Below are 25,875 nucleotides of genomic sequence, written 5' to 3' on the forward strand. Positions count from 1 at the left end.
ACTAGTTTTGATATTTTCTCTTCAATTGTCCGGTAATGATATTTTTTTGGATTTCGGACGTGCCTTCATATATTCTGGTGATTCGGGCATCCCGATAGAAACGTTCAACCGGATAATCCTTCATGTATCCCATTCCGCCATGAATCTGAACGGCCTTATCAGCGACACGATTATATACTTCCGAACCATACAACTTAAGCATTGCCGCTTCTTTAATGATTTTTTCTTTCTGATCGACCATCCATGCAACCCGGTATGTGAATGAGCGAAGTGCCTCTATTTCCATTGCCATCTCGGCAATCATATGGGATACGGCCTGATGATCAATGATCGGGACATGGAATTGTTCACGTTCTATGGCATATTTAGTAGATAGGTCGAGCAGGTATTGACAGGACCCCAAATTACGGGCAGCAAGGCCTGCGCGGCCATTTGCAAGAATCTTCAATGCATTTACATACCCTTGGCCAACATCTCCCAGTACATTTTCGGCAGGAACCTCGCAATCTTCAAAAACCAATTCGGCCGAATGTGAGCCTCGAAGACCCATCTTCCTTTCCAGGCTACCAACTCTAAAACCCGGAAAATCCTTTTCTACTATGAATGAGGTGATTCCTTTCGCCCCTTTATCTTTGTCCGTTACGGCCATAACTGTAAAAATATCTGCTACATCTGCATTCGTTATATAATGCTTGGTCCCATTTAGAATATATTTATCGCCATTTTTGACTGCCGTCATTTTGAGATTCGTTGCATGGGACCCAGCTGCAGGCTCAGTTAAAGCAAAAGCGCCAATTCTATTACCGCTTGCCATATCTGGTAGATACTTTTCCTTTTGCATTTCGTTGCCCATTTCAACTATCCCTACCGTCCCTATACCGGTGTGGGCCCCAATCAGAGTGGTATATCCATTATGGGTTTTGCCGATTTCCTCATATAAAGCACATTTTCCCACCATCCCGATACCAAGCCCGCCATACCTTTCCGGGATACTAAGTCCGAATAGCCCGATTTCCTTCGATAAATTTATTATGGATTCCGGGATATGATCTTCATCCTCTATCTGCATGGAAAATGGATCGATTTGCTCTTCGATAAACTGGCGTATATTTTCTTTTAATAGCAAGATGTCTTCATCTAAGCGAAAGTCCATTTGCATTCCCCTTTATCTGCGAATTATTGTTAACGCTTTCATCTTTTATCCGAATAAGCGATATGTTTTTCTTGAAGTTTGCGTTTTAAGATTTTACCGACCGCCGTCTTTGGAAGTTCACTTTCAAATGTGATTGCTTTTGGAACTTTAAAGGCAGCGAGCTGCTTTCGGCAATAATCCTTCAATTCGTTTTCAGTTATTCTTTCATTTGGTTTTAGAACTACCGCAGCATGTACCGTTTCACCGCGATATTGATCGGGAACGCCAAAGACGGCAGCTTCCAGTACCTTAGGATGGCTGTATAGTATATCTTCAATTTCAATTGGATAAATATTGAAACCGCCTGCGATGATCATCTCTTTCTTCCGTCCCACAATGTAAAAGAAGCCATCTTCATCCATCTTGGCAATATCACCGGTATGCAGCCATCCGTTTTGAATCGTCTGCCGCGTCTCTTCAGGCATACCCCAATAGCCTTTCATTACCTGTGGACCCTTTATGACCAATTCACCTGGTGTATCAACCAAAAGGGCTGGCTCTCCTGTAATACTGTCAATGATCGCGGCATCGGTATTTTGTATAGGAATCCCGATACTTCCGGGTTTTTGCAGGCCACTAACTGGATTCCGGTGCGTGACTGGTGACGCCTCGGACAGTCCATAACCCTCTGCAATCTTTGTTCCACTCAATTCGTTGAATCTTGACAGTACATTCAATGGCAATGGTGACGAACCCGAAACGCAAGATTTCAATGTATCCAAATCAAATGGATGGGACTGGTAATATTGTAATAAAGCAATATACATCGTCGGTACCCCTGGAAAAATAGTCGGTTTAAGATTATTGATAATTTCGACGATCTCCGGCACCTGAAACCGGGATACAAGAATTAATTCCCCGCCATTATAAAACGTCAGGTTCATCCCGGAAGTCATGCCGTAAACATGAAATAATGGGGAAACGCCAAGTACCTTTTCCTTCCCCTTTTGAGTATTGATTCTTGAAGTGGCTGCACTTTGCAGCGTATTAGCAACAATATTACGATGGGTTAGCATCGCCCCTTTAGAACGCCCTGTCGTTCCTCCTGTATATTGGAGAACTGCGACATCTTCGGCAGGTTCAATCTCCACAGTGAAATCCGCCTCATTTACAGATAGTAGTTTTTTTGTCATTTCACATTTGCCGGTTTCCAGCGACACGCTCAACACCTTTTCAACATCGGTTTCAGCTATAACTGCTTCAACTATTGGCAATAAATCGTCGAGCACAATGATGTGCCTTGCACCTGAGTCTTTCAGGACATGTATTAATTCGTTCGCCTTATACATTGGGTTGATTTGGACAACAATGGCTCCATTCAAAAGGGTTCCAAAAAAACCAATTGGATATTGTGGACAATTGGGAAGCATAAGAGCCACACGATCTCCCTTTCCAATACCTTCATCAGCAAGCACGCGTGCACATCTTTTCACTAACATCCCCAACTCTGAATATGTATACCTTTGCTCCATGAACGTAACCGCTGTTTTATTCGAATACTGTTCGACTGATTGATAAAATAGTTCTGTCAAAGACATTTCAGGAATATCAATCTCAATTGGATTTCCTTGCGGGATATGCTTTTTCCAGGGTCTATCCATTGGTTCTCCCCTTTCTTCATTCAAAAAAATAAAGAAGTCATACTAAACAATATGCAAGGAGTGTGCCAAAAATAAATCGTTATGTTACATAGATTCAATTAATGGTAAAATTCAAAATTGAATTATTAGCTGTCCTCTTAATAATATAAGGTTCATAATACTATGATTTAAATTTGACTTAATAAGTCATTTTTGAATTGAGTGATTACCTTCGTAAAAGGACTCAACTTGTAGTGCGGGGCAGGTGGGGATTATTTTCCGGAAGGATATAACTAGTCATTTATAGAAAAATAAACGGGATGCTGATAAGATCAGCATCCCGTTCAAAAAATGATTCACTGCTCTATGGCGGAGTCATCTTCCAATGATATTTTCCATAATTCTTTCGCTTTTCCGCTAACTGTTTCATCAAAAACAAATGAGCCATTCGTATATCGATCATGATTTTTTAATGAAGCGGCATGAATCGTTTCAATCGTTCCCTTTTCAGAAAGAATGAATAGACTGTCTGTTTTGTTAATAATATCGAAACCAATGACCCTATGAGGATTCGATTTCAATTCCCTCAAGACCACGACACCGCGTTTTGCCCTGCTCGTTTTTTCAAACTCGGTTAATTTCATTTTCTTTATGGCCCCGCGCTGTGTAACGATAAAGATCGATTCTTTACTATCCTTGGCCAAAACCTTTCCGCCAATGACATAGTCATCTTCTTTCAAATTAATCCCTTTGACTCCTGCTGCCCGAACACCGACAACACTTACTTCTTCTTCATCAAACCATAAACCGTATCCGTTATGAGTGACTAGGAAAAGGTCAGCCTGTCCATCGGTATGGTGGACATCAACCAGTTCATCGTCACCTTTTAAATTGACACCAACCAGAGGTTTTGAATGACGCTGGGCTTTATAGGAAGCTAATTCTGTCTTTTTCACCATACCATTTTTCGTGATGAACACTAAGAATTCCGGCATGGTAAAATCTTTGATAGGAATCGCTTTTATGATTTGTTCTTCCCTGTCGATCGGAATGATGTTCGCGATATGCTGTCCGGTTTCCTTCCAGCGAATATCAGGAAGCTGATGAACTGGACAATAGAGGTAGTTCCCTTTGGATGTGAACAGCAATAGGACATCTGTTGTATTCATCTCCAGCCTCTGGAGCAGGCGATCGGAATCCTTCATGCCAAAATCAAGACCTCCTGATGCTGCATAAGATCGTAACGATGTCCGTTTGACATAGCCTTCTTTCGTCACGGTAACCATCACGTCTTCACTCGCTATCAAGACTTCAAGATTGATTTTGATTTCTTCAATTTCTTTTTCGATTTTGGAACGCCGTCCGTCATCAAAGCCCTTTTTAATGAATCGAAGTTCTTTTTTAATTACTTGTAGAAGAGCTTTTTCACTGCCAAGAATCTTTGTCAATTCCTCAATTTTGTTCTTCAATTCCGCCGCCTCTGCTTCAAGTGCTGTAATATCCGTATTTGTCAGCCTATATAACTGCAAGGAGACAATGGCTTCAGCTTGCGCTTCTGTAAAAGCGAATTTAGCAATGAGGTTATCTTTAGCATTCCGTTTGTCTTTAGATGCCCGGATGACAGCGATGACTTCATCTAATATGGATAAAGCCTTCACTAAACCATCAACGATATGTGCCCTGTCATGTGCCTTTTGCAACTCATAACGTGAACGGTTCACGATTACCTCTTTACGGTGTTCGATATATGCATCGAGCATTTTAGGCAGGCTCATCAATGTTGGCCGTTTTTTATATATCGCAACCATATTGAAATTGTATGCGATTTGGAGATCGGAATTTTTGTATAAATAATGCAGGACTCCATTTGCATCTGCTTCTTTTTTCAGTTCAATGACAATCCGCAGTCCTGTACGGTCGGTTTCATCCCTTACTTCGGCGATGCCTTCCACTTTCCGGTCTAGACGGAACTCATCCATTTTCTTAACAAGGTTTGCTTTATTGACTTCATATGGGATTTCAGTGATGACGATTTGCTGTTTGCCGCCCCGAATCGTTTCCACATCCGCCAACCCGCGAATGATTATTTTTCCTTTACCTGTTTCATAGGCCTTACGAATGCCTTCAATTCCTTGAATGATACCGCCAGTAGGAAAATCCGGACCTTTAATGACCGTCATTAAATCAGCGACTGTCGCTTCCGGCTTATCGATTCGCATAATGGCAGCATCAATGACCTCACCAAGTTGATGTGGCGGTATTTCAGTGGCATAGCCGGCTGAAATTCCTGTAGAGCCGTTTACAAGCAGGTTAGGGAACATTGCAGGCAATACAATGGGCTCTTCTGAAGTATCATCAAAGTTCGGTACGAAATCGACCGTCCTTTTTTCAATATCCCGGAGCATCTCGGAGGCGATCGATGAAAGCCTTGCTTCCGTATAACGCATCGCAGCAGGCGGATCACCATCGATACTGCCATTGTTTCCGTGCATTTGGACCATGACCTTCCGCAGCTTCCAGTCTTGGCTCATCCGAACCATTGCCTCATAAACGGATGAATCACCGTGAGGGTGATAGTTACCAATTACATTACCGACAGTTTTTGCGGATTTCCTAAATCCCTTTTCCTGAGTATTTCCTTCGACATGCATCGCATACAATATCCTGCGCTGCACCGGTTTTAAACCGTCCCTAGCATCTGGAAGTGCCCGATCTTGGATAATATATTTACTATAACGCCCGAAGCGGTCACCAATTACCTCTTCAAGCGGCAAATCTCTAAACGTTTCTTCAAATACCATCGTTAATGACCTCCTCTTCAATCGACATATTTTCATTATCCAAAATATTCGATTCCTCTTCGAGACCAAAAGCGACATTGGCTTCAATCCACTTACGACGCGGTTCAACCTTATCTCCCATCAACGTTGTCACACGTCTTTCTGCACGGGCACCATCATCGATCTTCACACGTATCAATGTCCTTGTTTCCGGGTTCATGGTGGTATCCCATAATTGGTCGGCATTCATCTCACCCAGCCCTTTATAGCGCTGAATCATATAGCCTTTCCCCACCTTGTCTATCGCTCCCTGAAGTTCTTCGTCACTCCAAGCATATTCAATGACTTCTTTTTTCCCGGTCCCTTTGCTCACTTTATATAAAGGGGGCAAGGCAATGTAAACCTTTCCTGACTCTATTAACGGCTTCATATAGCGATAAAAGAAAGTCAGCAGCAGCACTTGGATATGTGCCCCATCCGTATCGGCATCAGTCATGATGATCACTTTATCATAGTTAGTGTCCGGCGTGTTGAACTCCGCCCCGACACCTCCGCCGATGGCATGGATGATCGTATTTATTTCCTCGTTTTTAAAAATATCCGCCAGTTTTGCCTTTTCCGTATTGATAACTTTACCCCGTAATGGCAGTACTGCTTGGAAACGGCGATCCCGCCCTTGTTTAGCGGATCCCCCAGCAGAGTCTCCTTCCACAAGATACAATTCATTCCGTTCGGGATTTTTCGATTGAGCTGGTGTTAATTTCCCAGAAAGGATGGCATCGGATTTTTTCCGTTTCTTCCCGCTTCTTGCGTCTTCACGAGCTTTGCGTGCCGCTTCCCTTGCTTGGAACGCTTTAATCGCTTTTTTAACCAATAGGGTACTCGTGGTCGGATCTTCTTCAAAAAAGTAGGCTAAGTGCTCTGATACGATGGAATCAACTGCAGAACGGGCTTCACTGGTTCCTAGCTTGCTCTTGGTTTGTCCTTCGAATTGAAGAAGTTCTTCAGGGATACGTACTGAAATGATTGAAGACAAGCCTTCACGTATATCGGTACCTTCGAGGTTTTTATCTTTTTCCTTTAATAGCCCCATTTTTCTGGCATAATCATTAAATGCCCTTGTCATGGCCGTTTTTGCACCAATCTCATGGGTGCCACCGTCTTTTGTACGAACGTTATTTACAAAGCTTAAAATATTTTCTGAATAACCATCGTTAAATTGAAAGGCGAGTTCGACTTCTATCCCATTTTGTTCCCCTTCCAAGCTGACTACACTATGAAGGGTCTCTTTTTCTTCATTTAAATAATCAACAAACGCTTCAATTCCATTTTCATAGTAAAAAATTTCATTATGGTCGTTACGCTCATCCGTCAATTCTATCTTCATGCCTTTTAAAAGAAAAGCCGATTCGCGAAGACGCTCACATAGGATATCATAATTAAAAGTCGTCACCGAAAATATTTTTGGATCGGGCTTGAAGTGGATTTTGGTCCCAGCTTGATTGGTTTTACCAATTTTCTCCAGTGTGGTTTCTGGCTTTCCGCCATTGAAAAAACGTTGTTCGTAAATGAACCCGTCCCGTTTGATCGTCACGACAAGCCATTCAGACAACGCGTTAACGACCGAAGCACCTACTCCATGAAGGCCTCCACTCGTTTTATATCCGCCTTGCCCAAATTTACCTCCAGCATGAAGAATCGTCAAAATGACTTCAGGCGTCGGTTTACCTAATTTATGCATGCCAATAGGCATTCCGCGCCCTTTATCAGACACACTTACACTGTTATCTTTATGTATTTTCACACTTATTTGGTCTCCATATCCAGCTAAAGCCTCATCTACGGAGTTATCTACAATCTCATACACTAAATGATGAAGTCCGCGTGCATCAGTACTGCCGATATACATACCGGGACGTTTTCTGACCGCTTCGAGTCCTTCCAGTACCTGAATTGCATCATCATTGTACTCGATTGTTTTTACTTTCTTTGCCACAGAAATTCCCCTTTCCTTACTAAACACAATTTCCGGGCCAAATCATACTGCAATGAAATGACTCACTAGCTTAACAAATCCATTAATACGTTAATATCATATAAAAAGTATAATACTTTCCTGAACAAAGAACAAGTGTTCTATTTTTTTGTCCTTTTTATTAGCGTTTGCACATTTGTGTGGAACAAAACGTATCATAGCTACCATTCTAATTGTAGCGGTAAATTTTCATTTGGCAAATATACTTTTATTTTTTTAATCAAATTAAGCTTTAATGGCCTTTCTTTTCTACCGCTCAATGCCCGCTATGGCTGCCTTTTAGTTTTTCCCCGGTTTAGATGCAGCGATGCCTAAAAAAAAGAACGGAAGATCCGCTCTTCAATTTACTTGGTAAGGGCGTGTTCGACTTTTATGCATCGATTCATGATGACAGTATATCCTTTTTCTTTTAAAAAATTATAGGCTTCTTCATTTTCCACCCCTAGCTGCGCCCAAAAGATATCTGCATCGATTTCTGCAAATTCCTTGGCTATCTCCGGAAGGAACTCTGAACGGCGGAAAACATTGACGATATCGACGTGCCCTTCAATATCTTTCAGGGCTTTAACTGCCTTGACACCTAGCACTTCAGATATGGCAGGGTTTACCGGGATGATTTCATATCCGCTATCCTGCATGGCCTTCGATACCATATAAGAAGTACGCTCAGGGTTATTAGATAAACCAACGACAGCGATGCGCTTCGATTTTTTCAACATCTTTCCCATTTCTTCCCTGCTTGGATTTTCTATCATTCTTTTCAATCCCCTTTATAATAAAATGTAATATTTGACTAAAGAGTATTCCTAACAAAGGTATTTACAGACAAAAGCTGTTTATTACCATTATTAAGAAAAACCATTATACAAGAAAGAAAAAGTTTCGAAAAGGCATGACTCACTTAACTTTCTTATGTTCATACAGACTACCACGTATTGTAACAATTTATACAAGGAGGCATCCTTCTTTTATATTGACGAAAATAAGGAAGGCTAAACCTTTCACCCTTCATGAATTTAACGTATATCAAAAGATGTAAGTTCATCAAGGAAAATTCATTTTTTTAGTGGATTTTTTTTGGACAGCCGTACCATTTTGTCACGAAAATGTTACAATAAGAGAAGCTTAACAGGTATTTTAAGGCTGTTTTTAGCTATTTCTACACGTTTATTTTTGAAAAAGGGAACAATCGCCCCTTAAACGTGATAAAAAAAGAAGATTTTTCTTAAAAGAAAGGGTAATAGAATGCTTACATTTATCACTATACTGGCTGCATACCTGATCGGCTCGATTCCTTCCGGTTTAATAATTGGTAAAACATTTTACAAAATCGACATCCGGGAGCATGGCAGTAAAAATCTGGGCGGGACAAATACCTTCAGGACACTTGGTGTCAAGGCAGGGCTAACCGTTACTATCATGGATATACTTAAGGGTACCCTAGCAACTTTCCTGCCGTATATGCTAGGAGTGGACATGCATTTATTGCTAGCCGGAGTTATTGCGGTCATCGGTCATATGTTTCCCATTTTTGCAAACTTTCGGGGCGGAAAAGCGGTGGCAACTTCTGCTGGTGTCATTCTTGCTTATGAACCATGGTTTTTTGTCTTTGCCGTCATCATTTTCTTTATATCCTTATACATATCCAAATATGTCTCGCTTTCATCCATGATTGCTTGTCTACTTGCTCTCATCTACAGTTTAGTTTTTCATAATGATGATCCTGCACTCATTATTGTAATCAGTATAATAACGATCTTCATTTTTTACCGGCATCGCGCAAACATCAAGCGGATTAAAGATAAAACTGAACCGAAGGTAAAGTGGTTGTAAGAACGCATATCCAAGTGAAAATAGGCCCGTATGCATGGGCCTATTTTCCATTCTGCAATTCATTAGCCGTAGGATACCGGCCATGCTTTGAAACCTTTTAGTATGGTTTCCGATTTCCTGGATGATTGACACTAATCCCTGAATTTCCATTTCTGCAGAATCGGTTATATTCCCTTTGATAACCCCGATTATTTCATAAAAGAATTTCTGTTAACTCCAATTCTTTCTCTCCTGTTTGAACCATTTCCTTGACCCTTAGGACAGAATCAACAACAGCTTTCATATATTCATTTGTTGTTTGCACGATTGCATTTCAGCTGTATCCATTTCATTGAAAGTGAATCGGTTTACCTGCGATACAAATACCCGGAGGAAGAGAAAGCAAACGCGATTTCCTGAGTAGCGGCGAGCGAAACGGAATTAGCCCAAACCAAGAGGCTTGCCTCTTGGGGTTGTAGGACACTCAACATGGAGTTACAAAGGAACGGGGTAAATGAAGCGATCTGGAAAGGTCCGTCGAAGAAGGTAAAAACCCTGTAGTTGAAACTTCGTTCCCTCCTGAGTGGATCCTGAGTACGGCGGGACACGAGAAATCCCGTCGGAAGCAGGGAGGACCATCTCCCAAAATGAATCATTTGGACTATATTCAATTCTTCCAACAAGGTAAAAGGACCTAAAATACCTCTACATTAACTTCCTACCAAAAGAACAGTATGGATTTCGTTTACGGAATAAATGGTCAAGTAAGGATTGAATAATTGTAGAACAGAAGCTACACTGGAACTAGCCATTAACTATCGATAGGAGAAAGTGCCATGAAGCCATTGCAAATATCACCGGAAACCGCACTAAAGTTGTCCAAGTCACTAAACTTGCCTTTAGAGCAAATCATGCATATGCCTACACCCGTCTTGCTGAGAAAGCTTGCCGAGGCTGAAGCAAAAGAAAAAGAAAATACTAAATAGCTGCAGGAATCTGCAGCTATTTTTGTGTATACACATATATGTGCGAAACGACCTTACGGAGGGCACTCAATTTCGTCGTATATACTAATATTTCCTTTTCAGTCCAGTAAATATTTATATACCCTTTCTCCTCCAGCCTGTTTAAAGCTGGAAATAACCTGCCTTGTATATAATGTAAACAACCCCTTCACTTAACTGCTTGAGCTTCCGTTCGATCATCTTCATATCCTTTTGAGCCAATAATGAAAGCAACGCCATTTCCGTACCCCCTTTTAACAGCTGTGTTTTTGCATAGATTATCACATTAAAAAATTTTAGAACCTTACTAAAAAAAAACCAATATAAGCAAAAAAAACCGCACATCGGCGGTTTTCAATTAAAAGTCAATTCTTTTGCCAAATCAGGCATAGGCTTCTTTTTGACTGAAATTAATTGTTCATTTTCATAGATACAGGAAAATTCCATTGGCGGTTCATCCAGTAATATATCCTTTAGATAATACTTTATGTTGGACACAACCTCATTTGCCTCCATAACCCATTTAAATGGCTTCCAGGCAAGTTCCCCTTCATTACAGGCAGTAAGCCCTCCCCCTGCATCTTCAGCCCGGTAAACATACATTCCACCTGTTTGATTCCATGTCACAATTCCTCGAAAGGCCAACCCCTTTACCTTCAAACCAGTTTCTTCAAGAATTTCGCGCTCCATCGATTCATCGATGGTTTCACCTTGTTCTATTTTCCCGCCTATCCCATTCCATTTATGCCTATTCGGATTTTTTTGGCGAAATAGCATCAACACTTCGACTTCATTGAATCTTTTTCGAGTTATAAAACATATATTATAGATAATATCCATGGTTATATCCTTTCTTAAACGCACATTATTCGCATCTACTTCATAATTACTTTATACTTAAATAACGAACCTTTAGGAAGGAGAATTAGTATGAAACTGACCATTTCCGATCAAGCAGCTAAGTGGTATATTGATGAGCTGGGGCTTCAAGAAGGCTCTCATTTACGCTTTTATGTAAGATATGGCGGGCATAGTACCGTCCAAAGCGGCTTTTCATTAGGTATCATGCAAGAAGAACCTGAAGCTGCAGCAGCAGTAACAACTATGAATGAGATTAACTTTTATGTAGAAGAAAAAGATTTATGGTACTTTGATGGTCACGATTTACTTATTAATTTTAATGAAAAACTGACTGAACCAGAATTCCACTATGAAAAAAGTGCTTGAAAATAAAGCAGCGGTGTTAACTGCTGTTTTTTCTTCTTCAATCGAGCAGGCGCTCTTTTATATGTTCCGCCCTTAAAATTTCCGCTTGCTTATCCCCTAAAAGATCGAAATGGGAATAGCCATCCTTCCTGTGGTGAATCCACTCTTTTTTAAGCCCGTATTTCTTACCCCACTCCGATAAACGCCGTAAATCATTGCATCCCACTTTTGTAACCGTCTTGCAACCAGGAAATCGGTCATCCAGCCAATAATGAGTTAAAAAAGCTATTTGGCCTTGATCGATTTTCTGCTTCCAGGCTGCTATGTCTCCCCGTTTAATCCCAAAAGCCATTTCTTGATCACCTCATTAAATATAATTAAACCAATTCATCCTGCTTTTTATTTTTCTCGTAGGCCTCATGCCATTCAGGATACTTGCGTTTAATGGATATCGGGCGGAAGCTCTCCTTTTTAACGCAAACGTGGGAAGAATGACCTGTAGCCGCCACTTCATTTTTCCCATTAACGATCTCATACCCATAAATGACCCGTAAGCCATCATACTTTTCAATCCAGGTTTTAACTTTTACCTTATCACCATATCTAACAGGGGTTTTATACGAAGCCTGAATATCCATAACAGGTGAGATGATGCCATCCGCTTCCATATCAGCATAATGAAATCCTAAATCATTTATCAATTTTGTCCTGCCCAGTTCCATCCATATCAAATAATTCGCATGGTAAACAACACCCATTTGATCTGTCTCTGCATACCGCACTTCAATTTCGTTTTCAGCTATGAACATTTTGTTTCCCCACTTTCATTTCTATTGCATTAAACATTTTACCATAACAATTGTGAAAATTTCAGTTAAGCTGACTTAATCAAGGACTCCTTCCCTTCCATGAACCCTAAATAAAGGGGAGAAAGATTGCTCGCCTCTTTCTCCCCTTTACCCGGTTATTTACATATTATCGTTACTATAACCGCTTTCCCGTGCTTCTTGCTCATCTTGCATTTCTTCCTTCATTCCTTCAATGCTCTTTCTTCTTCGGTCATTTTTGGCCTCAATTGCCTGTTTTTCCTCCCCTGAAGAGAATGATAAGGTTTCATTTGCAGCGTTTATGTTTTCTTCTGTATTTTGAATTGCATCCTGTATTTTTTCAACATTATCCAAACGGTTATCCTGATTGTGTTTATAAGAGCCCATTAATTTTCACCTCATGTTTTTTTGTTTACATAATATTATTACGACTTTTTATTAAGGATTACTCGCCTTTAGTTTGAATGACCTGAGGATGTTTCCCAGATTTGTCCTGCATTTTCTTACCGTTATTCCCACCCGCTGCTATTGGTTGTGTCCCTAGATGGCTCGGTCTAAAGTGTTTGGAATCTTTTTTTGGATTACCCATTCTATCGCCTCCTTCTCTTATCATGGATAAAAAAGAGGAATTTCATGAATGCCAGTTTTTGAAAAAGCCATGAAAAAAGAGCCAGCACTTTGAAGGGACCTTCATGGCACTGGCTCTTTTTAATATATTTGCAAAAATTATTCAGCCTTTTGCATATGTTTTTTTTCAAGACGTTCCTCAAGTCTTTCCATTTGTTTAACGTCCATCAATAATTCCCTTTTGTTTTCTTTAATTAATTCTTCAAATGTCCTTTTTCTTTTTTTCATGCTTTTCACCTACTTATTTTAATATACTATTCAGTATTGCCAAATTAACGTAAAATTATGACTATATGGTTTCCATCCCTAAAATTGTCATAATTATCAGATTTTTCATCCGATAAAATTCCATTTCTCCACTCTCTATACTTTAACCCTTTTTTCACAAACATTAACCATATTTTTTTAAATTTTTTGATTTTTCGATTAAAATTTGACAACTTTGTTAACACACAATAAAACGGAACCTCATAAAGGTTCCGTTTTATTGCAGTCAAATTTCGGTGAAAAGCCAATTGACCAACCTTTTTGTTCAGAAAAAACGTTCCCGTTGTTTTTAAGAATATACGCTCCCTTACCGCCGACCGTCTGCCTAGTGACGCTAATTTCTTCAAATGATGGTACTTCATAAAGCTTCCCCTACTGCATACTATTTATATTTCGTTCCATATCTTTAAGTTGCATGGCTGAAATTACCTTATTCCTGATAATGCCTTCTTTGTCGATGAAGTAAGTTGTTGGTATGCTAAGAATCTTGTAACGCTCATTCACTGGATTCTTGGCACTTTGACTATCCAGCGGAATTGTAAAAGTAATTCCATTTTCCTCTACAAATGCTTGTACATCGTTTTCGGGGTCAATATTGACGGCTAGAACGACGACATCATCACCAGCTTGCTGTGCATATTCCTCCATATCCGGCATTTCCTTCTTGCAAGGTGGACACCAAGTTGCCCAAAAATTCAACATTACCTTTTTACCCTTATAATCAGATAATTCAACTTGTTTCCCATCCAAAGTGTTCAGGGAGAAATTCGGTGCTTTAGCTCCAATTTTCAATCCGCCCAAAGCATCTTTTTCCTCATTTCCCTTCGGTTCATTATCCATTGCCTGCACGATCGCTACCGTAATAAGTGACAGTAAGGCCACCGAAGCAATAATTTTTTTAAGCATACTCGTCCTCCTAGTCCCCTTACAATAAAAATATTAGTCCATTTCCAGAAATAGAACAACTTCCCTATTCCATCTTAACAATAAAAGGACATCCGGAAAAGTCTAATTCCTTCAAATCATATCATGATATCGCTTTGTTTCAAAAACTTGACACAAAAAAAGCGGTAAACCTAAAAAGTAGGTTTACCGCTTCCTAAAAGCTGAAATTAGCCTTTTAATTTATTACGTAATACCATTTGAAGGATACCACCGTGACGGTAGTAGTCGATTTCGATTTCGGAATCGAAACGAACAAGCACATCAAATTCTTTTACGTTTCCAGCTTCATCAGTAGCTGTAACTGTTACGATATCACGAGGTTTAACTGTTTCATCGATTTTAACAGCGATCGCTTCTTTACCAGTCAATCCAAGCGTTTCAGCGTTTTCGCCTTCTTTGAATTGAAGTGGAAGAACACCCATCAATGCAAGGTTAGAACGGTGAATACGTTCAAAGCTTTCAGCGATGACTGTTTTGATGCCAAGAAGGTTAGTACCTTTCGCAGCCCAGTCACGAGAGCTTCCCATACCATAGTCTTTACCAGCGATGACTGCAAGACCTGTTCCATCAGCTTTGTATTTCATACAAGCATCATAGATAGCCATTACATCGCCTGTTGGCCAGTAAGTTGTGAATCCACCTTCTGTACCTGGAGCAACTTGGTTACGGATACGGATGTTTGCGAACGTTCCGCGCATCATCGCTTCATGGTTACCACGACGAGAACCGTAAGAGTTAAAGTCACGCGGTTTCACACCGTTTTCACGAAGGTAGATACCAGCTGGTGTATCTTTACCGATTGCACCTGCAGGAGAAATGTGGTCAGTTGTAACTGAGTCACCGAATTTACCAACTACACGCAAACCGGAAAGTGGGTTAACTGAACCAGGTTCTGGTGATAATCCTTCAAAGAATGGAGGATTTTGAATGTATGTTGATTTAGAATCGAAAGCATAAATCGCTTCGTTGCTAGTTTGGATTTCGTTCCAACGTTTGTTATCGTTGAATACAGTTTCGTATTCTTTACGGAATAACTCAGGTGTAACTGTTGATTTAACAGCAGCGTTGACTTCTTCTTGTGAAGGCCAGATGTCAGCAAGGTATACATCGTTACCATCTTTGTCTTTACCAAGTGAATCGTTGTTTAGATCAAAGTCCACAGTTCCAGCAAGAGCATAAGCTACAACCAAAGTAGGCGAAGCTAGATAATTTGCTTTCACAAGTGGGTGAATACGCCCTTCAAAGTTACGGTTACCTGAAAGTACTGATGTTACCAGAAGATCTGCTTCAGCAACAGCTGCTTCGATTTCGTCAGCCAATGGACCTGAGTTACCGATACATGTCGTACAACCGTAACCAACTACGTTGAATCCTAATTGGTCAAGGTAAGGTTGAAGACCAGCATCACGAAGGTAACCAGTAACAACTTTAGAACCTGGTGCCAATGATGTTTTTACATAATCTGGAACAGACAAGCCTTTTTCAACTGCTTTTTTAGCAATAAGACCCGCTCCAAGCATTACATATGGGTTAGAAGTGTTCGTACAGCTTGTGATTGCAGCAATTGCAATCGCACCTGTTTTCATTACCGTTTCTTTACCATCGGCAAATTTAACAGTTACTTCTTTATCCAATTCAGAATTGTCCATGCCAAAACCTTGGTTACCCATAGGTGCATTGATAGCGTCATGGAAAGATTGTTTCATTTGAGAAAGTGGAATCAAATCTTGCGGGCGTTTAGGGCCTGAAAGGTTTGGTTCAATTGCTGAAAGGTCGATTTCCACAACATCATTGTATGCTGGATCTTCGTTTTCAGGAGAGTAGAACAATCCATTTTCTTTGCAGTATGATTCAACCACTTTAATTTGTTTTTCATCACGGCCTGTTAAGCGCATGTAATCGATCGCTTCTGCATCAACAGGGAAGAAACCAACTGTAGCACCGTATTCTGGAGCCATGTTAGCGATTGTTGCACGGTCAGCAAGTGGAAGGTATCCTACTCCTGGGCCGTAGAACTCAACGAATTTACCAACTACGCCGTGTGCACGAAGAACTTGTGTTACTTTCAATGCAAGGTCAGTAGCCGTTGTACCTTTAGGAAGTTCGCCAGTCAGTTTTACACCAACCACTTTTGGAACTGGGAAGTAAGAAGGCTGTCCAAGCATGCCTGCTTCTGCTTCGATACCGCCGACTCCCCAACCAAGAACACCAATACCGTTGATCATTGTAGTATGTGAATCTGTACCGAAAACAGAATCAGGGAATACTTCGAAGTCGCCGTTTGGAGTTTCAACAGCATGAACCACGTTTGCAAGGTACTCTAGGTTAACTTGGTGAACGATACCAGTTGCCGGTGGAACTGCACGATAGTTGTTGAATGATTTTTGAGCCCAGCTTAGGAACTGGTAACGCTCTGCATTACGTTCGAATTCAAGATCCATATTGGCATCAAGGGAATCCATTGTACCTGCTTTATCAACTTGTACAGAGTGGTCAATTACAAGGTCAACCGGGATTTCCGGGTTGATTTTGTCAGGATCTCCGCCAAGTGCTGCGAAAGCATTACGTAAAGAAGCTAAGTCAACAACAACTGGAACACCAGTGAAATCTTGTAGGATTACACGTGATGGCTTGAACGGAACATCTATATCTTGTTGCTCGCTTGTTCCCCATTTAGCAAGGTTCGCAACGTGTTCTTTTGTGATTACTCTTCCGTCCACTTGGCGAAGTACCGCTTCAAGTAATACTTTAATGGAATATGGAAGGCGTGATACTTTGCCATCCCCTGCTTTTTCAATAGCGTCTAAGCTGTAAAAGTTGTAGCGTTGCCCATCAATCTCAAAGGACTTACGCGCTTGGTATACGTCATTTTTCGTCATGAATATTACCCCCTATTAAACTGTCAGAACTTATTCTGCACATAAAAGTAAAACCTGGTTCACTGAAACCATGTTTACTATAAATATAAGTAAAAAAGTTAGTTTGTCGAATTTTCTCTCTCTTCTCCCACCCTAACTCTTCCTTCAACTTAATACTAATATAGAAATGAGTATAAGTAAATAACAAGAAAGTTATTGTTTTTGATAAGTTTCACTTATAGAAAAAAATTCCCCACATATTAAAGTGCATTTAGGAAGCCTTGCTCATATGCATATTAATGAAAACACCCCAATTTGTAGCCTGATAAATTATTCCAGCAAAACATATTAGCACTTCATACATAATCATTCAACATTATCACATTCTATGGGTGGAGGTGTCGAAATGACAAAACAAAAGGCAAATCATGTTATACCAGGTATGAATGCTGCAAAAGCGCAAGGTAATGGAGCAGGATACAATGATGAACTGGGAAATGAACCGCCATTATCGGAAATGCAAAGGCAAAATAATAAAAAAAGAAAGAAAAACCAATGATTTCCCTCATTTCTAGGCTTTAAAAGGATAGGCTTTTTGAAATGGCAGATGTACTGCATTTTTCAAAAAGCCTATTCCATTCTAAAATCAGGAAACGCATAAGTGAAACGCGAAATACTCACGATGATGGAACCTGTCACTCAATAGTCCTCTGAATTGACCTCATTGACGATTGCTTGAATATCCTGTTCGAATTTTTTCAATTGTTCTTTCTGATGTTCGGAAGCGGTGACTAAAGCAGATTGTATTTGCTGATAGGCCTCGTTCACTTCCTGCTTCACATGTTTCAATTCCGTTCCGTAGTTCGGTGCGTTCTTCTCAATGGATGAGTAAACATCAAATACTTGTTGATAACTTTGCTGGGCTTCCTGGAAAGTCCTTCGCTTATCTTGTTTATCCTGCATTTGGTTCAGCTCCTTAATTAGTGTCCATCCATAGCATGTACGAGGTTTGCAAATATATGTATGTGAATAAAATTTCACGGACTGATTATCTTAAGAGATAGGAGGGATCGCACATGAACAAAAACGATGGTAAAGATATTCGAAAAAATGCACCTAAAGGAAATAACCCCGGTCAACCTGCACCGTTAAGCGGTTCTCATAAGGTGAAAAACAGACAGCACACCCGTCAGAAGCATAATAGCAGTCATGATATGTAGGCTGCTTAAATAATCGTTCCAATACAAAGCGGTGCCGCCCGGTAAAGGCAGACACCGCTTTCGTTTTTTTATTTGTGAAGCAAATAAGACACAAAAAGAATTTTTGATTCCTTCCTATTATATGGGCCACTGATTTTAACGTTTTAAGTCTTTGTCATTCCATTATTACAGATCAGCCAATATAACGATGATATAACGTTTTTGCTTCAGCAATATCTTTTGTTCCATGAATCAACGCCCGCCCATCTTTAAAAACGACCAACCGGTGGGTTCCGATCGTAAATGAAAGTAAATAAGGATTCCTGACGATCTTACCGCCTTGTGCGAGAAGATTTTTTTCGATTTCCGCTAAGTCTCTTTCAAGATTCAGCGCCGGCCGAATCTGGACAGAATCCCTTCCGCATAAAACGGCTGTTTTCGTTCGATTTGAATAGGAGAGATGGGGATATGTTCGATTTGACCCGCATGACAAACAAGAATCTTTTTTTAATTTCGCTACATTTATGGATGAATGTTCATTTTTCCAAAGATCAAATGAAACGATTTTGTTTCTTAGTGATTCAAAATCTTCCACAAGGATTTTCAATGCTTCCGCCAGTTGATGGGCAACGACCGTTTGAACAGCAGGGCTGATGATTCCCGCCGTATCACATGTCAGTCCTCCGATTGGAACCGTTTCCAGCAAACAATTCAAACATGGTGTCGCCTCTGGGATCACCGTGTAACTAATCCCATAACTCCCTACACAGGCCCCGTAAATCCAAGGTATATGATATTTTTGCGCAGTATCGTTTATAAGCATCCTCGTATCGAAATTATCTGTGGCATCCAATATTAAATCCACACCTTCAACAAGCTTCGCCAATTCATCAACCGAAACATCCATCACATGCGATTTTACGATAACGTCCGAATTTAGCGCATTCAAACGATTCTTTGCTGCCACTGCTTTCGGTATTCTTTTTTGTGCATCATCTTCACAATAAAGCTGTTGTCTTTGAAGGTTGCTCCACTCTACATAATCTCTGTCCACAATGGTGAGTTTCCCAATTCCTGCCCGTACAAGACCTTCCGCACTTCCCGTACCGAGAGCACCCGCTCCAATCACCAAAACGTGTTTTTTGCGAATTTTCAATTGCCCTTCTTCCCCTATAGGTCCAAAAAGTTCTTGACGTGAATAACGTTCATTCATCCAATGCTCAACCCTTCAACTGGGCTGCTTGCTATCGCGTAATCATTTTTTGCGATTCTTCCTGCTTCATACCCTAATCGACCTGCCTCAATGGCAAGTTTCATTGCTTTCGCCATTTTTACGGGGTCTTTTGCGCCGGAAACAGCAGTGTTAAGCAATACGCCATCCGCCCCCAATTCCATGGCGATTGCCGCATCGGAAGGCGTTCCAATCCCTGCATCGACAATTACAGGAACCTCAGATTGTTCCATGATGAATCGTAAGTTCAGCGGATTTATAATGCCCTGACCAGAGCCAATTGGTGAAGCGCCAGGCATAATAGCATGGCACCCCACTTCTTCCAGGCGCTTGGCGAGCAACACGTCATCAGAAGTATAGGGTAATACGGTGAATCCCAGTTTCACTAATTCTTCAGCAGCTTTCAAGGTTTCAATCGGATCAGGCAGCAGTGTTTTTTGACAGCCAATGACTTCTACCTTAATCATGTCACATAAGCCAGATGCCTTTGCAAGATGGGCTATGCGCACTGCCTCTTTGGCAGTTTTAGCTCCTGCTGTATTGGGAAGGAGTGTGTATTTTTTCAAATCAAGCTTTTCTAAAAAATTGGGCTGACTGGCTTCAAAAATATTCATTCTCCGGACCGCAAATGTTAATATTTCCGTCTCCGAAACCTCCACTGATTGCTTTTGAACATCGAAGTTTGGATACTTTCCCGTACCTAATAACAATCTTGAAGAAAATTCATAAGAACCTATCTTTAACATATCATCCGCCTCCTACAAAATGTACAATCTCTACCTTGTCTCCATTTGACAAAAGTGTTTCACTTAGACTTTCTTTTGCTAATATTTCATCATTCAATTCAACGATCACCACTTTTTGGTGTAAATCAAAGTGTTGCAAAAGCCCTGTAACTGTTGATTCATCAGCAGGAATCCGTATTTTTTCCCCGTTAATAATCAATTCCAATTCATCCACCTCCATTAAGAAAAAAGAGTCTGTATCGAACGATCCAGTCGAAAAGCGGACCATTCGGCATTTATCTTCCTTTCTAAAAGATCAGCTATAAGTACACCTGTAATTGGAGAAAGCAGGATGCCATTCCTGTAGTGCCCCGTTGCAATGAAAAGTCCTTTGCATGCTGGATGTTCACCAAAGTACGGCAAGCCGTCCCCAGTTTGGGGGCGTATCCCTGCCCATGTCTTTTCCAATTCGGTTCCTTTAATCGCCGGAAGCAATTGCGTTGCCTTTTCTATTAACTCAGAAATCCCGTCAAGACTTACCTTTTGATCGAAAGTGTTCGCTTTAACCGTTGCTCCGACAATGATTCTTCCACCAACTTTGGGCACAAGATAACAGCCATGTGAGAAGATTGTCTTTTCAAGCAATGGACGATCGGTCAGGACGGAAAAGCACTCACCCTTTACTGGATAACTGTCGAGTCTCATCCCTGTTTTTTCAAGGAGGAAAGCACTCCAAGCCCCACCTGCCACGATGACATTTTCACTTGAAAATCCACCTATGTTCGTGACCACTCCTGTCACACATCCGTTTTCCGTAACTAAATCAGAGACATGAACAAACTCCTTTATGTCTACACCAAGGGCAGCTGCAGATTCAGTAAATGCGAGCGACAGCCTAGTGGCTGAAACTTGTCCATCCTTCGGAATGAACATGGCCCCCTTAATCTCATCCGATAGAAGCGGTTCCGTTTTTCTTATTTCGGCAGTCGATAGCCATTCAGCCTCAAGTCCCGCTTCTTGCTGGACATTGATCATGTTCTTCAACTCGGCTACCTGATCATTCGTTAGCGCCACCTTAAACATGCCCTTGTTCACAAATTCGATGTCTACTCCACTTATATCTTTTAATTCTTCCGCCAGTGCAGGAAACATCCCCCTGCTTTGGCTTGCCAATGTAAAAAGCGGGTTATCAGCATCCAACTCGGATTGTGCCCCTAACATCCCAGCTGCAGCACTGGATGCTTTACTGGCGAGTCGATCTTTTTCCAATAAGAGGACCTTTTTACCTCGTTTGGCTAATTGAAAAGCGATGGATCCACCTATTACTCCTCCCCCAACAATGATTGCATCATATATGGAATTCATCTTATGTCTCCTTTCCCAAAGACTTCGAATATTCTTTAACGGCTTTAATCGGATTTTCAGATTCAAGCACACCTGACATGACGGCAATTCCGCGTGCCCCCGCATCCAGCACGACTTGGCAATTGAAAGGTGTTATTCCGCCTATCGCAATTATCGGAAGATTGACATTTCTTGTGATTTCATGAAGCTCCTTAACTCCCTTAGGAGGAAGTCCGATTTTTGAATCGGTTTCAAAAACATGTCCATAAATCGCGTAATTGGCTCCTTTGCTGAATGCAGCTTTCGCTTCATCCATGGAATGGATCGAACAGCCAACATTCATCCCTGGAAATGCTCCTTTTACGACTCCCGCATCTAAACTATGAAATGCCAATTGCACACCAAATACTTTGTGTACCCAGGCTACATCCACCCGGTCATTAATGACGATCTTAGAAAGCGGAATCTTATTATCATGTAATAGGGTCACTGCTCGATAGAGTTCCGATGCACTCATTTGCTTTTCCCTTAGATAAAAGAAATCAACATGTTCCTGAATGTTCGAAGCGATCTCAACAAACTTTTCAATTGACTGTTTCCCAGTAGAAATAATATGCAATTCATGTGCATTCATACTAAGAACCCCTAACTAGTAAAATTACAATCTCATAAAATCAAATAGATACTAACGGGAATTGAATCGATAGATAAAAGCCGGCCAACAGCAGGATGATAAAATACAAAATGAAACCATGATCCTTTTTTGAAAACCCAAATTCATAATAGTATGTTCGATCCCGAGTGTCTGTAAATCGCTTTGCCTCCATCGCAACCGCGATTCGGTGAGCACGTCTGATGCTTCCGGATAACAATGGGATGGAATAGGCTTTCATTTTAAAATATACCGATCTTATCCCTTTTCCCCTTTCGAAACCGCGTACCTTCATCGCGTTTCGTATCGTTTGGAACTCCTCCATCATGATGGGAATCAGCCTTAATGCCGCCATGAAACTATAGGCATATTTCGGTTTAAGCTTAACTTGCTGCATTAACGAATAAAACAAGTTCACTGGTCTCGTCGTTAAGGAAAAAGTTAAACCAAGGGCCGCAAAGAACAAAGCTCGAAAGCCTACCAGTAATCCCCTCATAAAACTTTCTTCCGTTACCGATATCAGGCCCCACTCAAACCAGAGCGTCTTACCTTGCCCGAATAATATCATTGCGGAAGAGGTGGATATAAAAATGAAACAAAAGGGAATCGACATAAGTAAGATGTGTTTTATCGAATGCCCGGTAAAAAATAAAAATAAAAGTAATACGCCAATGGTAATATTCATCATATAATTCAGGTCATGAATGAATAACGCCACGATGCATAACACAATCAGTACACCAAGTTTAAGGCTTGGATTAATTCCATGGAGCCATGTTTCTGCATTTGTATCATTCATTTACATGACACTCCTTTTAACTTTGGTCTCCACTAATCCTGATTGCGCAATATTTTCATCACTTATTACGTTTCCGTCCTTAACCGTCCAGATCCTGGTTGCAAAGTTTTTTGAAATATGATCGTCATGAGTTACCATGATCACTGTTATTCCGCGCCTTCGATATTCCTCAAACCATTCCAGTAATGCAAAGGTATTTTTCGAATCTTGGCCAAAGGTCGGCTCATCAAGGAGAATGATTTTTTTGTCTATTACGATTGAAGCAGCTACGCTTAAGCGACGCTTTTGACCCATCGATAATTGAAACGGATGTTTATCCCGATGTGCCTCAAGGCGAAACACTTTAAGCAATGAGTGGACTCTCTCATCTATTTCTTGTTGCGGCCTTTTGTCAATTCGCAATGAATAGGCAATCTCTTCATATACAGTATTTGCAACGAACTGAAACTCAGGATTTTGAAAGACAAACGTCATATCCTCCGTTGGGTTTTTCACCCTTTTAATGGGGGTCCCCATTAATTCATACTTACCATTCGTTTTTATGAACTGCATCAGTGCATGCAAAAGAGTACTCTTCCCCGCGCCATTTTCTCCCCTGATTACAATCCATTCCCCTGAATGGACCTTCAGCTCTTCAACCTTGATTTTTTTCTCTTTATTCCGAAAACCGCTAAAGCCTTGCACATGCATAAGGGGTGAACCTTTTGTAAATTGATGTTCCCGTATGGGTGCATGCTTCTGTATATATTCATCCCAAACACCTGGAAACCATATTCCATATTCTTTCATTTCATTTTTATATCGTGAAAGAATGGTGTCCCTTGGACCATCAGCCATGATTTGACCGTCATCATTAAAAAGCACGATTCGATCGATGAATTCTAAAACATGGTCAATTTTATGCTCGACGATTATAACCGTTTTGTCTCGTCCAACTTCCTTCAACAAGTCCCAGATTTCTTTTGTTCCTTCCGGATCAAGCATGGCGGTCGGTTCATCCAAAAATATCACTTCTGGTTCAAGGGCCAATACTGAAGCGATTGCCAGACGTTGTTTCATCCCGCCTGATAATGTTCCTATACTTGTATGGCCTAGGTTCAATCCTACTTTACTGAGATGATTTTGGATTTTCCCTTTCATTTCATCTTTAGGGACGGAAAGATTCTCAAGGACGAAGGCGATTTCCTCATCGGCAAATGGCATGCAAAACTGACTATCAGGGTCTTGAAAAACATATCCCCATGAAGAAGGGCATTTCAATTTCTCCGCTTTCATCGGTACTTCGATGGAATTCGGAATCAATCCGCTTAACACTTGCAAAAGAGTGGACTTACCACATCCTGATGGTCCCAGCAATAGTACCTTTTCTCCTTTATCAAACGATAAGGATAGGTCCTTGAAAATCAAAGATTCATCACCGGGATATTTCATTCTTAACTTCTCAACAGAAATGATTGGTTCCATGGCCCTCAACCTACTTTTGATCCAGTTCTGCATAATCTTTATTTGAAACCGGACGAACAAGATTAGTTACTCCTGTTGCTTCCAGGACTTTAACTAGATAATAGGCAGTCACACCTGCAAAGAAAATGGAACCTACAAACCTCGCTATCATGAATAAAGATAGATTCCAAGTAGAAAGCGCACCTATTTCCCCGTATGCAAAATCCATTAGTACAGATGCAAGGCATGAAGCTACCGCAGCTAAAACGGCCACCGACATATTGAATTTTTTATATTTGAACGCCATGAACACCAGTTCCGCGAACAAACCTTGGACCACCCCATATAGCAGTACAGTCAGTCCCCAAGGAGAACCTAGAAAGAATTCCCCTGAAGCTGCAGCTATCTCCGCCAAAAGGGCCACACCCGGTTTCCGTAAAATTAAAAAGGCGACGGGGCCAGCTATAAACCACATTCCATAAATAAGTTGATCCAGATGTAATCCTAATGGTTTAACGGAATAGTAAATCGAACCCCAAAGGATATAAACGACTCCAAATGCTACCGCAATCACGATCGTGACTAATATATCAGTTAATTTCAATCCTTTTTTCATTATTTCATTCTCCTTTATACTTCCAGTGTTTCCTGATGCACAGGCCATGTCTCTAAACGATAAGCCATTTCCCAAAATGAGTATTCATATTGGCTGCTAAGGATAAAATGTTCTTTCATTCTCTCCTTATCTTCGTCCGTCACTTTTTCAGCAATCTCATCAAGCCTCGCAATTTGTTCTTCCACCAAAGTGCGGAACCACTCTCCTCCGTACGCCGCTATCCATTCTTGATAAATTGGCTCTTCAGGTGTGCAACCTTGCAGCTTTTCACCTATTTCATAATAAAGCCAGTAACACGGCAAGATAGCTGCAATAACATCACCCAAATGTCCCGAATAAGCTGCACGATACATATGAGAAGTATAAGCATAAGCAGTTGGGGCAGGTTTGAAAGTTTCCCTTTCTTCTTTTGTAATGCCTAATCTCTCAGAAAAATTCTCATGAAGCCTCAACTCCGCTTCATATGTTCCTTGTGCATGGCCGGCAAGCCTGCTTGTTGTATGTAAATCTGTAGCTTTGACTGCTCCTAAAGCTTGAACCCTGGCAAAATGAGATAAATAATAGGCATCTTGCATGACATAAAAACGAAAACACTCCAATGGCAATGTGCCATCTCCAATTCCTGCAACAAACGGGTGATTAAAACTAGCTTCCCAAATGTGATCTACTTCCCGACGAATTTCCTCTGAAAACTTCATGTCCCATTACCTCCAAATTGTATTTTTCAATGAAT

Annotated in this window: 28 protein-coding genes and 1 other annotated feature; of the genes, 5 read left to right on the forward strand and 23 right to left on the reverse strand. The window is 40.8% G+C overall.

All coding sequences use genetic code 11. The features are described 5' to 3' along the window. Position 1: 1 nt before the first annotated feature. The 5 genes from BW986_RS23630 to BW986_RS23650 form a co-directional block, all read right to left on the reverse strand. Positions 2-1,153, reverse strand: a complete 1,152-nt coding sequence (locus tag BW986_RS23630; protein ID WP_076371394.1) for an acyl-CoA dehydrogenase family protein — start codon at positions 1,151-1,153, stop codon at positions 2-4. Positions 1,154-1,191: 38 nt separating this feature from the next. Beyond that, positions 1,192-2,793 (reverse strand): long-chain-fatty-acid--CoA ligase, encoded by a 1,602-nt coding sequence (locus tag BW986_RS23635; protein WP_076371396.1) that lies wholly within the window; start codon positions 2,791-2,793, stop codon positions 1,192-1,194. Positions 2,794-3,128: 335 nt separating this feature from the next. Continuing rightward, on the reverse strand, positions 3,129-5,573 hold the full coding sequence (gene parC / locus BW986_RS23640) for a DNA topoisomerase IV subunit A (RefSeq protein WP_076371398.1): 2,445 nt from the start codon (positions 5,571-5,573) through the stop codon (positions 3,129-3,131). After that, positions 5,563-7,548, reverse strand: a complete 1,986-nt coding sequence (parE, locus tag BW986_RS23645) for a DNA topoisomerase IV subunit B (RefSeq protein WP_076371400.1) — start codon at positions 7,546-7,548, stop codon at positions 5,563-5,565. Before parE ends, parC begins: the two co-directional genes overlap by 11 nt. Positions 7,549-7,931: 383 nt before the next feature. Beyond that, on the reverse strand, positions 7,932-8,342 hold the full coding sequence (locus BW986_RS23650) for a CoA-binding protein (RefSeq protein WP_076371402.1): 411 nt from the start codon (positions 8,340-8,342) through the stop codon (positions 7,932-7,934). 490 nt (positions 8,343-8,832) lie between these two features. Between BW986_RS23650 and plsY the strand changes: the two genes are divergently transcribed. Next, positions 8,833-9,420: a glycerol-3-phosphate 1-O-acyltransferase PlsY gene (gene plsY / locus BW986_RS23655; protein WP_076371404.1), complete on the forward strand. Its 588-nt coding sequence runs from the start codon at positions 8,833-8,835 to the stop codon at positions 9,418-9,420. A 322-nt stretch (positions 9,421-9,742) separates the two neighbouring features. Further along, positions 9,743-10,060 (forward strand) — a sequence feature (23S ribosomal RNA rRNA prediction is too short). Positions 10,061-10,235: 175 nt separating this feature from the next. Continuing rightward, the gene (locus tag BW986_RS23660; protein ID WP_069981711.1) at positions 10,236-10,385 is read left to right on the forward strand and encodes a YycC family protein; all 150 of its coding nucleotides are present in this window, start codon (positions 10,236-10,238) and stop codon (positions 10,383-10,385) included. A gap of 372 nt (positions 10,386-10,757) precedes the next feature. On the opposite strand, the gene BW986_RS23665 is transcribed toward BW986_RS23660, so the two are convergent. Continuing rightward, positions 10,758-11,243, reverse strand: coding sequence for an NUDIX hydrolase (locus BW986_RS23665; protein WP_076371406.1), 486 nt, complete (start codon positions 11,241-11,243; stop codon positions 10,758-10,760). 90 nt (positions 11,244-11,333) lie between these two features. Here BW986_RS23665 and BW986_RS23670 point away from each other — a divergent pair, with 90 nt between their 5' ends. Further along, on the forward strand, positions 11,334-11,630 hold the full coding sequence (locus BW986_RS23670) for a HesB/YadR/YfhF family protein (RefSeq protein ID WP_076371408.1): 297 nt from the start codon (positions 11,334-11,336) through the stop codon (positions 11,628-11,630). Between the two features lie 37 nt (positions 11,631-11,667). Here the strand turns inward: BW986_RS23670 and BW986_RS23675 are convergent, their stop codons facing one another. The 7 genes from BW986_RS23675 to acnA all read right to left on the reverse strand — a co-directional run bounded on the left by BW986_RS23675 (position 11,668) and on the right by acnA (position 17,154). Further along, a complete protein-coding gene (locus BW986_RS23675) occupies positions 11,668-11,961 on the reverse strand; it encodes a hypothetical protein (RefSeq protein ID WP_076371410.1) in 294 nt (97 codons plus the stop codon). A gap of 25 nt (positions 11,962-11,986) precedes the next feature. Continuing rightward, entirely contained in the window at positions 11,987-12,418 is a 432-nt protein-coding gene (locus tag BW986_RS23680) for an acyl-CoA thioesterase (RefSeq protein ID WP_076371412.1), read from the reverse strand. Between the two features lie 159 nt (positions 12,419-12,577). Continuing rightward, complete coding sequence (tlp, locus tag BW986_RS23685) at positions 12,578-12,823, reverse strand: small acid-soluble spore protein Tlp (RefSeq protein WP_076371414.1); 246 nt, start codon at positions 12,821-12,823, stop codon at positions 12,578-12,580. Between the two features lie 58 nt (positions 12,824-12,881). After that, positions 12,882-13,025 (reverse strand): acid-soluble spore protein N, encoded by a 144-nt coding sequence (locus tag BW986_RS23690; protein ID WP_057275900.1) that lies wholly within the window; start codon positions 13,023-13,025, stop codon positions 12,882-12,884. A gap of 137 nt (positions 13,026-13,162) precedes the next feature. After that, positions 13,163-13,291 (reverse strand): FbpB family small basic protein, encoded by a 129-nt coding sequence (locus BW986_RS23695; RefSeq protein WP_072272906.1) that lies wholly within the window; start codon positions 13,289-13,291, stop codon positions 13,163-13,165. Positions 13,292-13,702: 411 nt separating this feature from the next. Further along, positions 13,703-14,236: a TlpA disulfide reductase family protein gene (locus BW986_RS23705; RefSeq protein WP_076371418.1), complete on the reverse strand. Its 534-nt coding sequence runs from the start codon at positions 14,234-14,236 to the stop codon at positions 13,703-13,705. A 206-nt stretch (positions 14,237-14,442) separates the two neighbouring features. After that, positions 14,443-17,154 carry an aconitate hydratase AcnA gene (gene acnA, locus BW986_RS23710; RefSeq protein ID WP_076371420.1) on the reverse strand — a complete coding sequence of 904 codons (2,712 nt, stop codon included), beginning with the start codon at positions 17,152-17,154 and terminating at the stop codon, positions 14,443-14,445. Positions 17,155-17,539: 385 nt separating this feature from the next. Here acnA and sspO point away from each other — a divergent pair, with 385 nt between their 5' ends. After that, positions 17,540-17,692: a small acid-soluble spore protein SspO gene (sspO, locus tag BW986_RS23715; RefSeq protein WP_034312428.1), complete on the forward strand. Its 153-nt coding sequence runs from the start codon at positions 17,540-17,542 to the stop codon at positions 17,690-17,692. A 140-nt stretch (positions 17,693-17,832) separates the two neighbouring features. Here sspO and BW986_RS23720 read toward each other — a convergent pair whose 3' ends face one another. Continuing rightward, positions 17,833-18,096: a hypothetical protein gene (locus tag BW986_RS23720; RefSeq protein ID WP_063593346.1), complete on the reverse strand. Its 264-nt coding sequence runs from the start codon at positions 18,094-18,096 to the stop codon at positions 17,833-17,835. A gap of 113 nt (positions 18,097-18,209) precedes the next feature. On the opposite strand from BW986_RS23720, the gene BW986_RS23725 reads away from it, so the two are divergent. Beyond that, positions 18,210-18,353 carry a small acid-soluble spore protein P gene (locus BW986_RS23725; protein WP_063233544.1) on the forward strand — a complete coding sequence of 48 codons (144 nt, stop codon included), beginning with the start codon at positions 18,210-18,212 and terminating at the stop codon, positions 18,351-18,353. 172 nt (positions 18,354-18,525) lie between these two features. Here BW986_RS23725 and BW986_RS23730 read toward each other — a convergent pair whose 3' ends face one another. Genes BW986_RS23730 through tenA form a run of 9 tightly spaced genes read right to left on the reverse strand, consistent with a single transcriptional unit; the run spans position 18,526 to position 25,840 of the window. Further along, complete coding sequence (locus BW986_RS23730; protein ID WP_076371422.1) at positions 18,526-19,545, reverse strand: thiazole biosynthesis adenylyltransferase ThiF; 1,020 nt, start codon at positions 19,543-19,545, stop codon at positions 18,526-18,528. Continuing rightward, entirely contained in the window at positions 19,542-20,309 is a 768-nt protein-coding gene (locus BW986_RS23735) for a thiazole synthase (protein ID WP_076371424.1), read from the reverse strand. The genes BW986_RS23730 and BW986_RS23735 overlap by 4 nt, the downstream gene beginning before the upstream one ends. Before the next feature lies 1 nt (position 20,310). Then, positions 20,311-20,514: a sulfur carrier protein ThiS gene (thiS, locus tag BW986_RS23740; protein WP_076371426.1), complete on the reverse strand. Its 204-nt coding sequence runs from the start codon at positions 20,512-20,514 to the stop codon at positions 20,311-20,313. 14 nt (positions 20,515-20,528) lie between these two features. Beyond that, positions 20,529-21,653 carry a glycine oxidase ThiO gene (gene thiO, locus BW986_RS23745; protein ID WP_076371428.1) on the reverse strand — a complete coding sequence of 375 codons (1,125 nt, stop codon included), beginning with the start codon at positions 21,651-21,653 and terminating at the stop codon, positions 20,529-20,531. A 1-nt stretch (position 21,654) separates the two neighbouring features. After that, complete coding sequence (tenI, locus tag BW986_RS23750) at positions 21,655-22,266, reverse strand: thiazole tautomerase TenI (RefSeq protein ID WP_076371430.1); 612 nt, start codon at positions 22,264-22,266, stop codon at positions 21,655-21,657. Between the two features lie 40 nt (positions 22,267-22,306). Further along, positions 22,307-23,083 carry an energy-coupling factor transporter transmembrane component T family protein gene (locus tag BW986_RS23755; protein ID WP_076371432.1) on the reverse strand — a complete coding sequence of 259 codons (777 nt, stop codon included), beginning with the start codon at positions 23,081-23,083 and terminating at the stop codon, positions 22,307-22,309. Further along, the gene (locus tag BW986_RS23760; RefSeq protein WP_076371590.1) at positions 23,084-24,547 is read right to left on the reverse strand and encodes an ABC transporter ATP-binding protein; all 1,464 of its coding nucleotides are present in this window, start codon (positions 24,545-24,547) and stop codon (positions 23,084-23,086) included. Between the two features lie 10 nt (positions 24,548-24,557). After that, positions 24,558-25,142: an ECF transporter S component gene (locus tag BW986_RS23765; RefSeq protein ID WP_076371434.1), complete on the reverse strand. Its 585-nt coding sequence runs from the start codon at positions 25,140-25,142 to the stop codon at positions 24,558-24,560. 14 nt (positions 25,143-25,156) lie between these two features. Next, the gene (tenA, locus tag BW986_RS23770) at positions 25,157-25,840 is read right to left on the reverse strand and encodes a thiaminase II (protein WP_076371436.1); all 684 of its coding nucleotides are present in this window, start codon (positions 25,838-25,840) and stop codon (positions 25,157-25,159) included. Between the last annotated feature and the right edge of the window lie 35 nt (positions 25,841-25,875).

This window comes from Peribacillus simplex, from assembly GCF_900156045.1.
GTDB lineage: Bacteria > Bacillota > Bacilli > Bacillales > DSM-1321 > Peribacillus > Peribacillus simplex_D.

Excerpts from the sequence above, each read along its gene's own strand:
- sspO (WP_034312428.1), top strand. The coding sequence starts at position 17,540 with ATGACAAAACAAAAGGCAAATCATGTTATACCAGGTATGAATGCTGCA.
- BW986_RS23650 (WP_076371402.1), bottom strand. The coding sequence starts at position 8,342 with ATGATAGAAAATCCAAGCAGGGAAGAAATGGGAAAGATGTTGAAAAAA.
- parC (WP_076371398.1), bottom strand. The coding sequence starts at position 5,573 with ATGGTATTTGAAGAAACGTTTAGAGATTTGCCGCTTGAAGAGGTAATT.
- tenA (WP_076371436.1), bottom strand. The coding sequence starts at position 25,840 with ATGAAGTTTTCAGAGGAAATTCGTCGGGAAGTAGATCACATTTGGGAA.
- tlp (WP_076371414.1), bottom strand. The coding sequence starts at position 12,823 with ATGGGCTCTTATAAACACAATCAGGATAACCGTTTGGATAATGTTGAA.
- acnA (WP_076371420.1), bottom strand. The coding sequence starts at position 17,154 with ATGACGAAAAATGACGTATACCAAGCGCGTAAGTCCTTTGAGATTGAT.
- plsY (WP_076371404.1), top strand. The coding sequence starts at position 8,833 with ATGCTTACATTTATCACTATACTGGCTGCATACCTGATCGGCTCGATT.
- BW986_RS23665 (WP_076371406.1), bottom strand. The coding sequence starts at position 11,243 with ATGGATATTATCTATAATATATGTTTTATAACTCGAAAAAGATTCAAT.
- BW986_RS23730 (WP_076371422.1), bottom strand. The coding sequence starts at position 19,545 with ATGAATGAACGTTATTCACGTCAAGAACTTTTTGGACCTATAGGGGAA.
- BW986_RS23675 (WP_076371410.1), bottom strand. The coding sequence starts at position 11,961 with ATGGCTTTTGGGATTAAACGGGGAGACATAGCAGCCTGGAAGCAGAAA.
- BW986_RS23705 (WP_076371418.1), bottom strand. The coding sequence starts at position 14,236 with ATGCTTAAAAAAATTATTGCTTCGGTGGCCTTACTGTCACTTATTACG.
- BW986_RS23755 (WP_076371432.1), bottom strand. The coding sequence starts at position 23,083 with ATGAATGATACAAATGCAGAAACATGGCTCCATGGAATTAATCCAAGC.
- BW986_RS23660 (WP_069981711.1), top strand. The coding sequence starts at position 10,236 with ATGAAGCCATTGCAAATATCACCGGAAACCGCACTAAAGTTGTCCAAG.
- BW986_RS23725 (WP_063233544.1), top strand. The coding sequence starts at position 18,210 with ATGAACAAAAACGATGGTAAAGATATTCGAAAAAATGCACCTAAAGGA.
- BW986_RS23670 (WP_076371408.1), top strand. The coding sequence starts at position 11,334 with ATGAAACTGACCATTTCCGATCAAGCAGCTAAGTGGTATATTGATGAG.
- BW986_RS23695 (WP_072272906.1), bottom strand. The coding sequence starts at position 13,291 with ATGAAAAAAAGAAAAAGGACATTTGAAGAATTAATTAAAGAAAACAAA.
- BW986_RS23720 (WP_063593346.1), bottom strand. The coding sequence starts at position 18,096 with ATGCAGGATAAACAAGATAAGCGAAGGACTTTCCAGGAAGCCCAGCAA.
- BW986_RS23635 (WP_076371396.1), bottom strand. The coding sequence starts at position 2,793 with ATGGATAGACCCTGGAAAAAGCATATCCCGCAAGGAAATCCAATTGAG.
- BW986_RS23735 (WP_076371424.1), bottom strand. The coding sequence starts at position 20,309 with ATGTTAAAGATAGGTTCTTATGAATTTTCTTCAAGATTGTTATTAGGT.
- BW986_RS23765 (WP_076371434.1), bottom strand. The coding sequence starts at position 25,142 with ATGAAAAAAGGATTGAAATTAACTGATATATTAGTCACGATCGTGATT.
- BW986_RS23630 (WP_076371394.1), bottom strand. The coding sequence starts at position 1,153 with ATGGACTTTCGCTTAGATGAAGACATCTTGCTATTAAAAGAAAATATA.
- BW986_RS23760 (WP_076371590.1), bottom strand. The coding sequence starts at position 24,547 with ATGGAACCAATCATTTCTGTTGAGAAGTTAAGAATGAAATATCCCGGT.
- thiO (WP_076371428.1), bottom strand. The coding sequence starts at position 21,653 with ATGAATTCCATATATGATGCAATCATTGTTGGGGGAGGAGTAATAGGT.
- tenI (WP_076371430.1), bottom strand. The coding sequence starts at position 22,266 with ATGAATGCACATGAATTGCATATTATTTCTACTGGGAAACAGTCAATT.
- BW986_RS23690 (WP_057275900.1), bottom strand. The coding sequence starts at position 13,025 with ATGGGTAATCCAAAAAAAGATTCCAAACACTTTAGACCGAGCCATCTA.
- BW986_RS23680 (WP_076371412.1), bottom strand. The coding sequence starts at position 12,418 with ATGTTCATAGCTGAAAACGAAATTGAAGTGCGGTATGCAGAGACAGAT.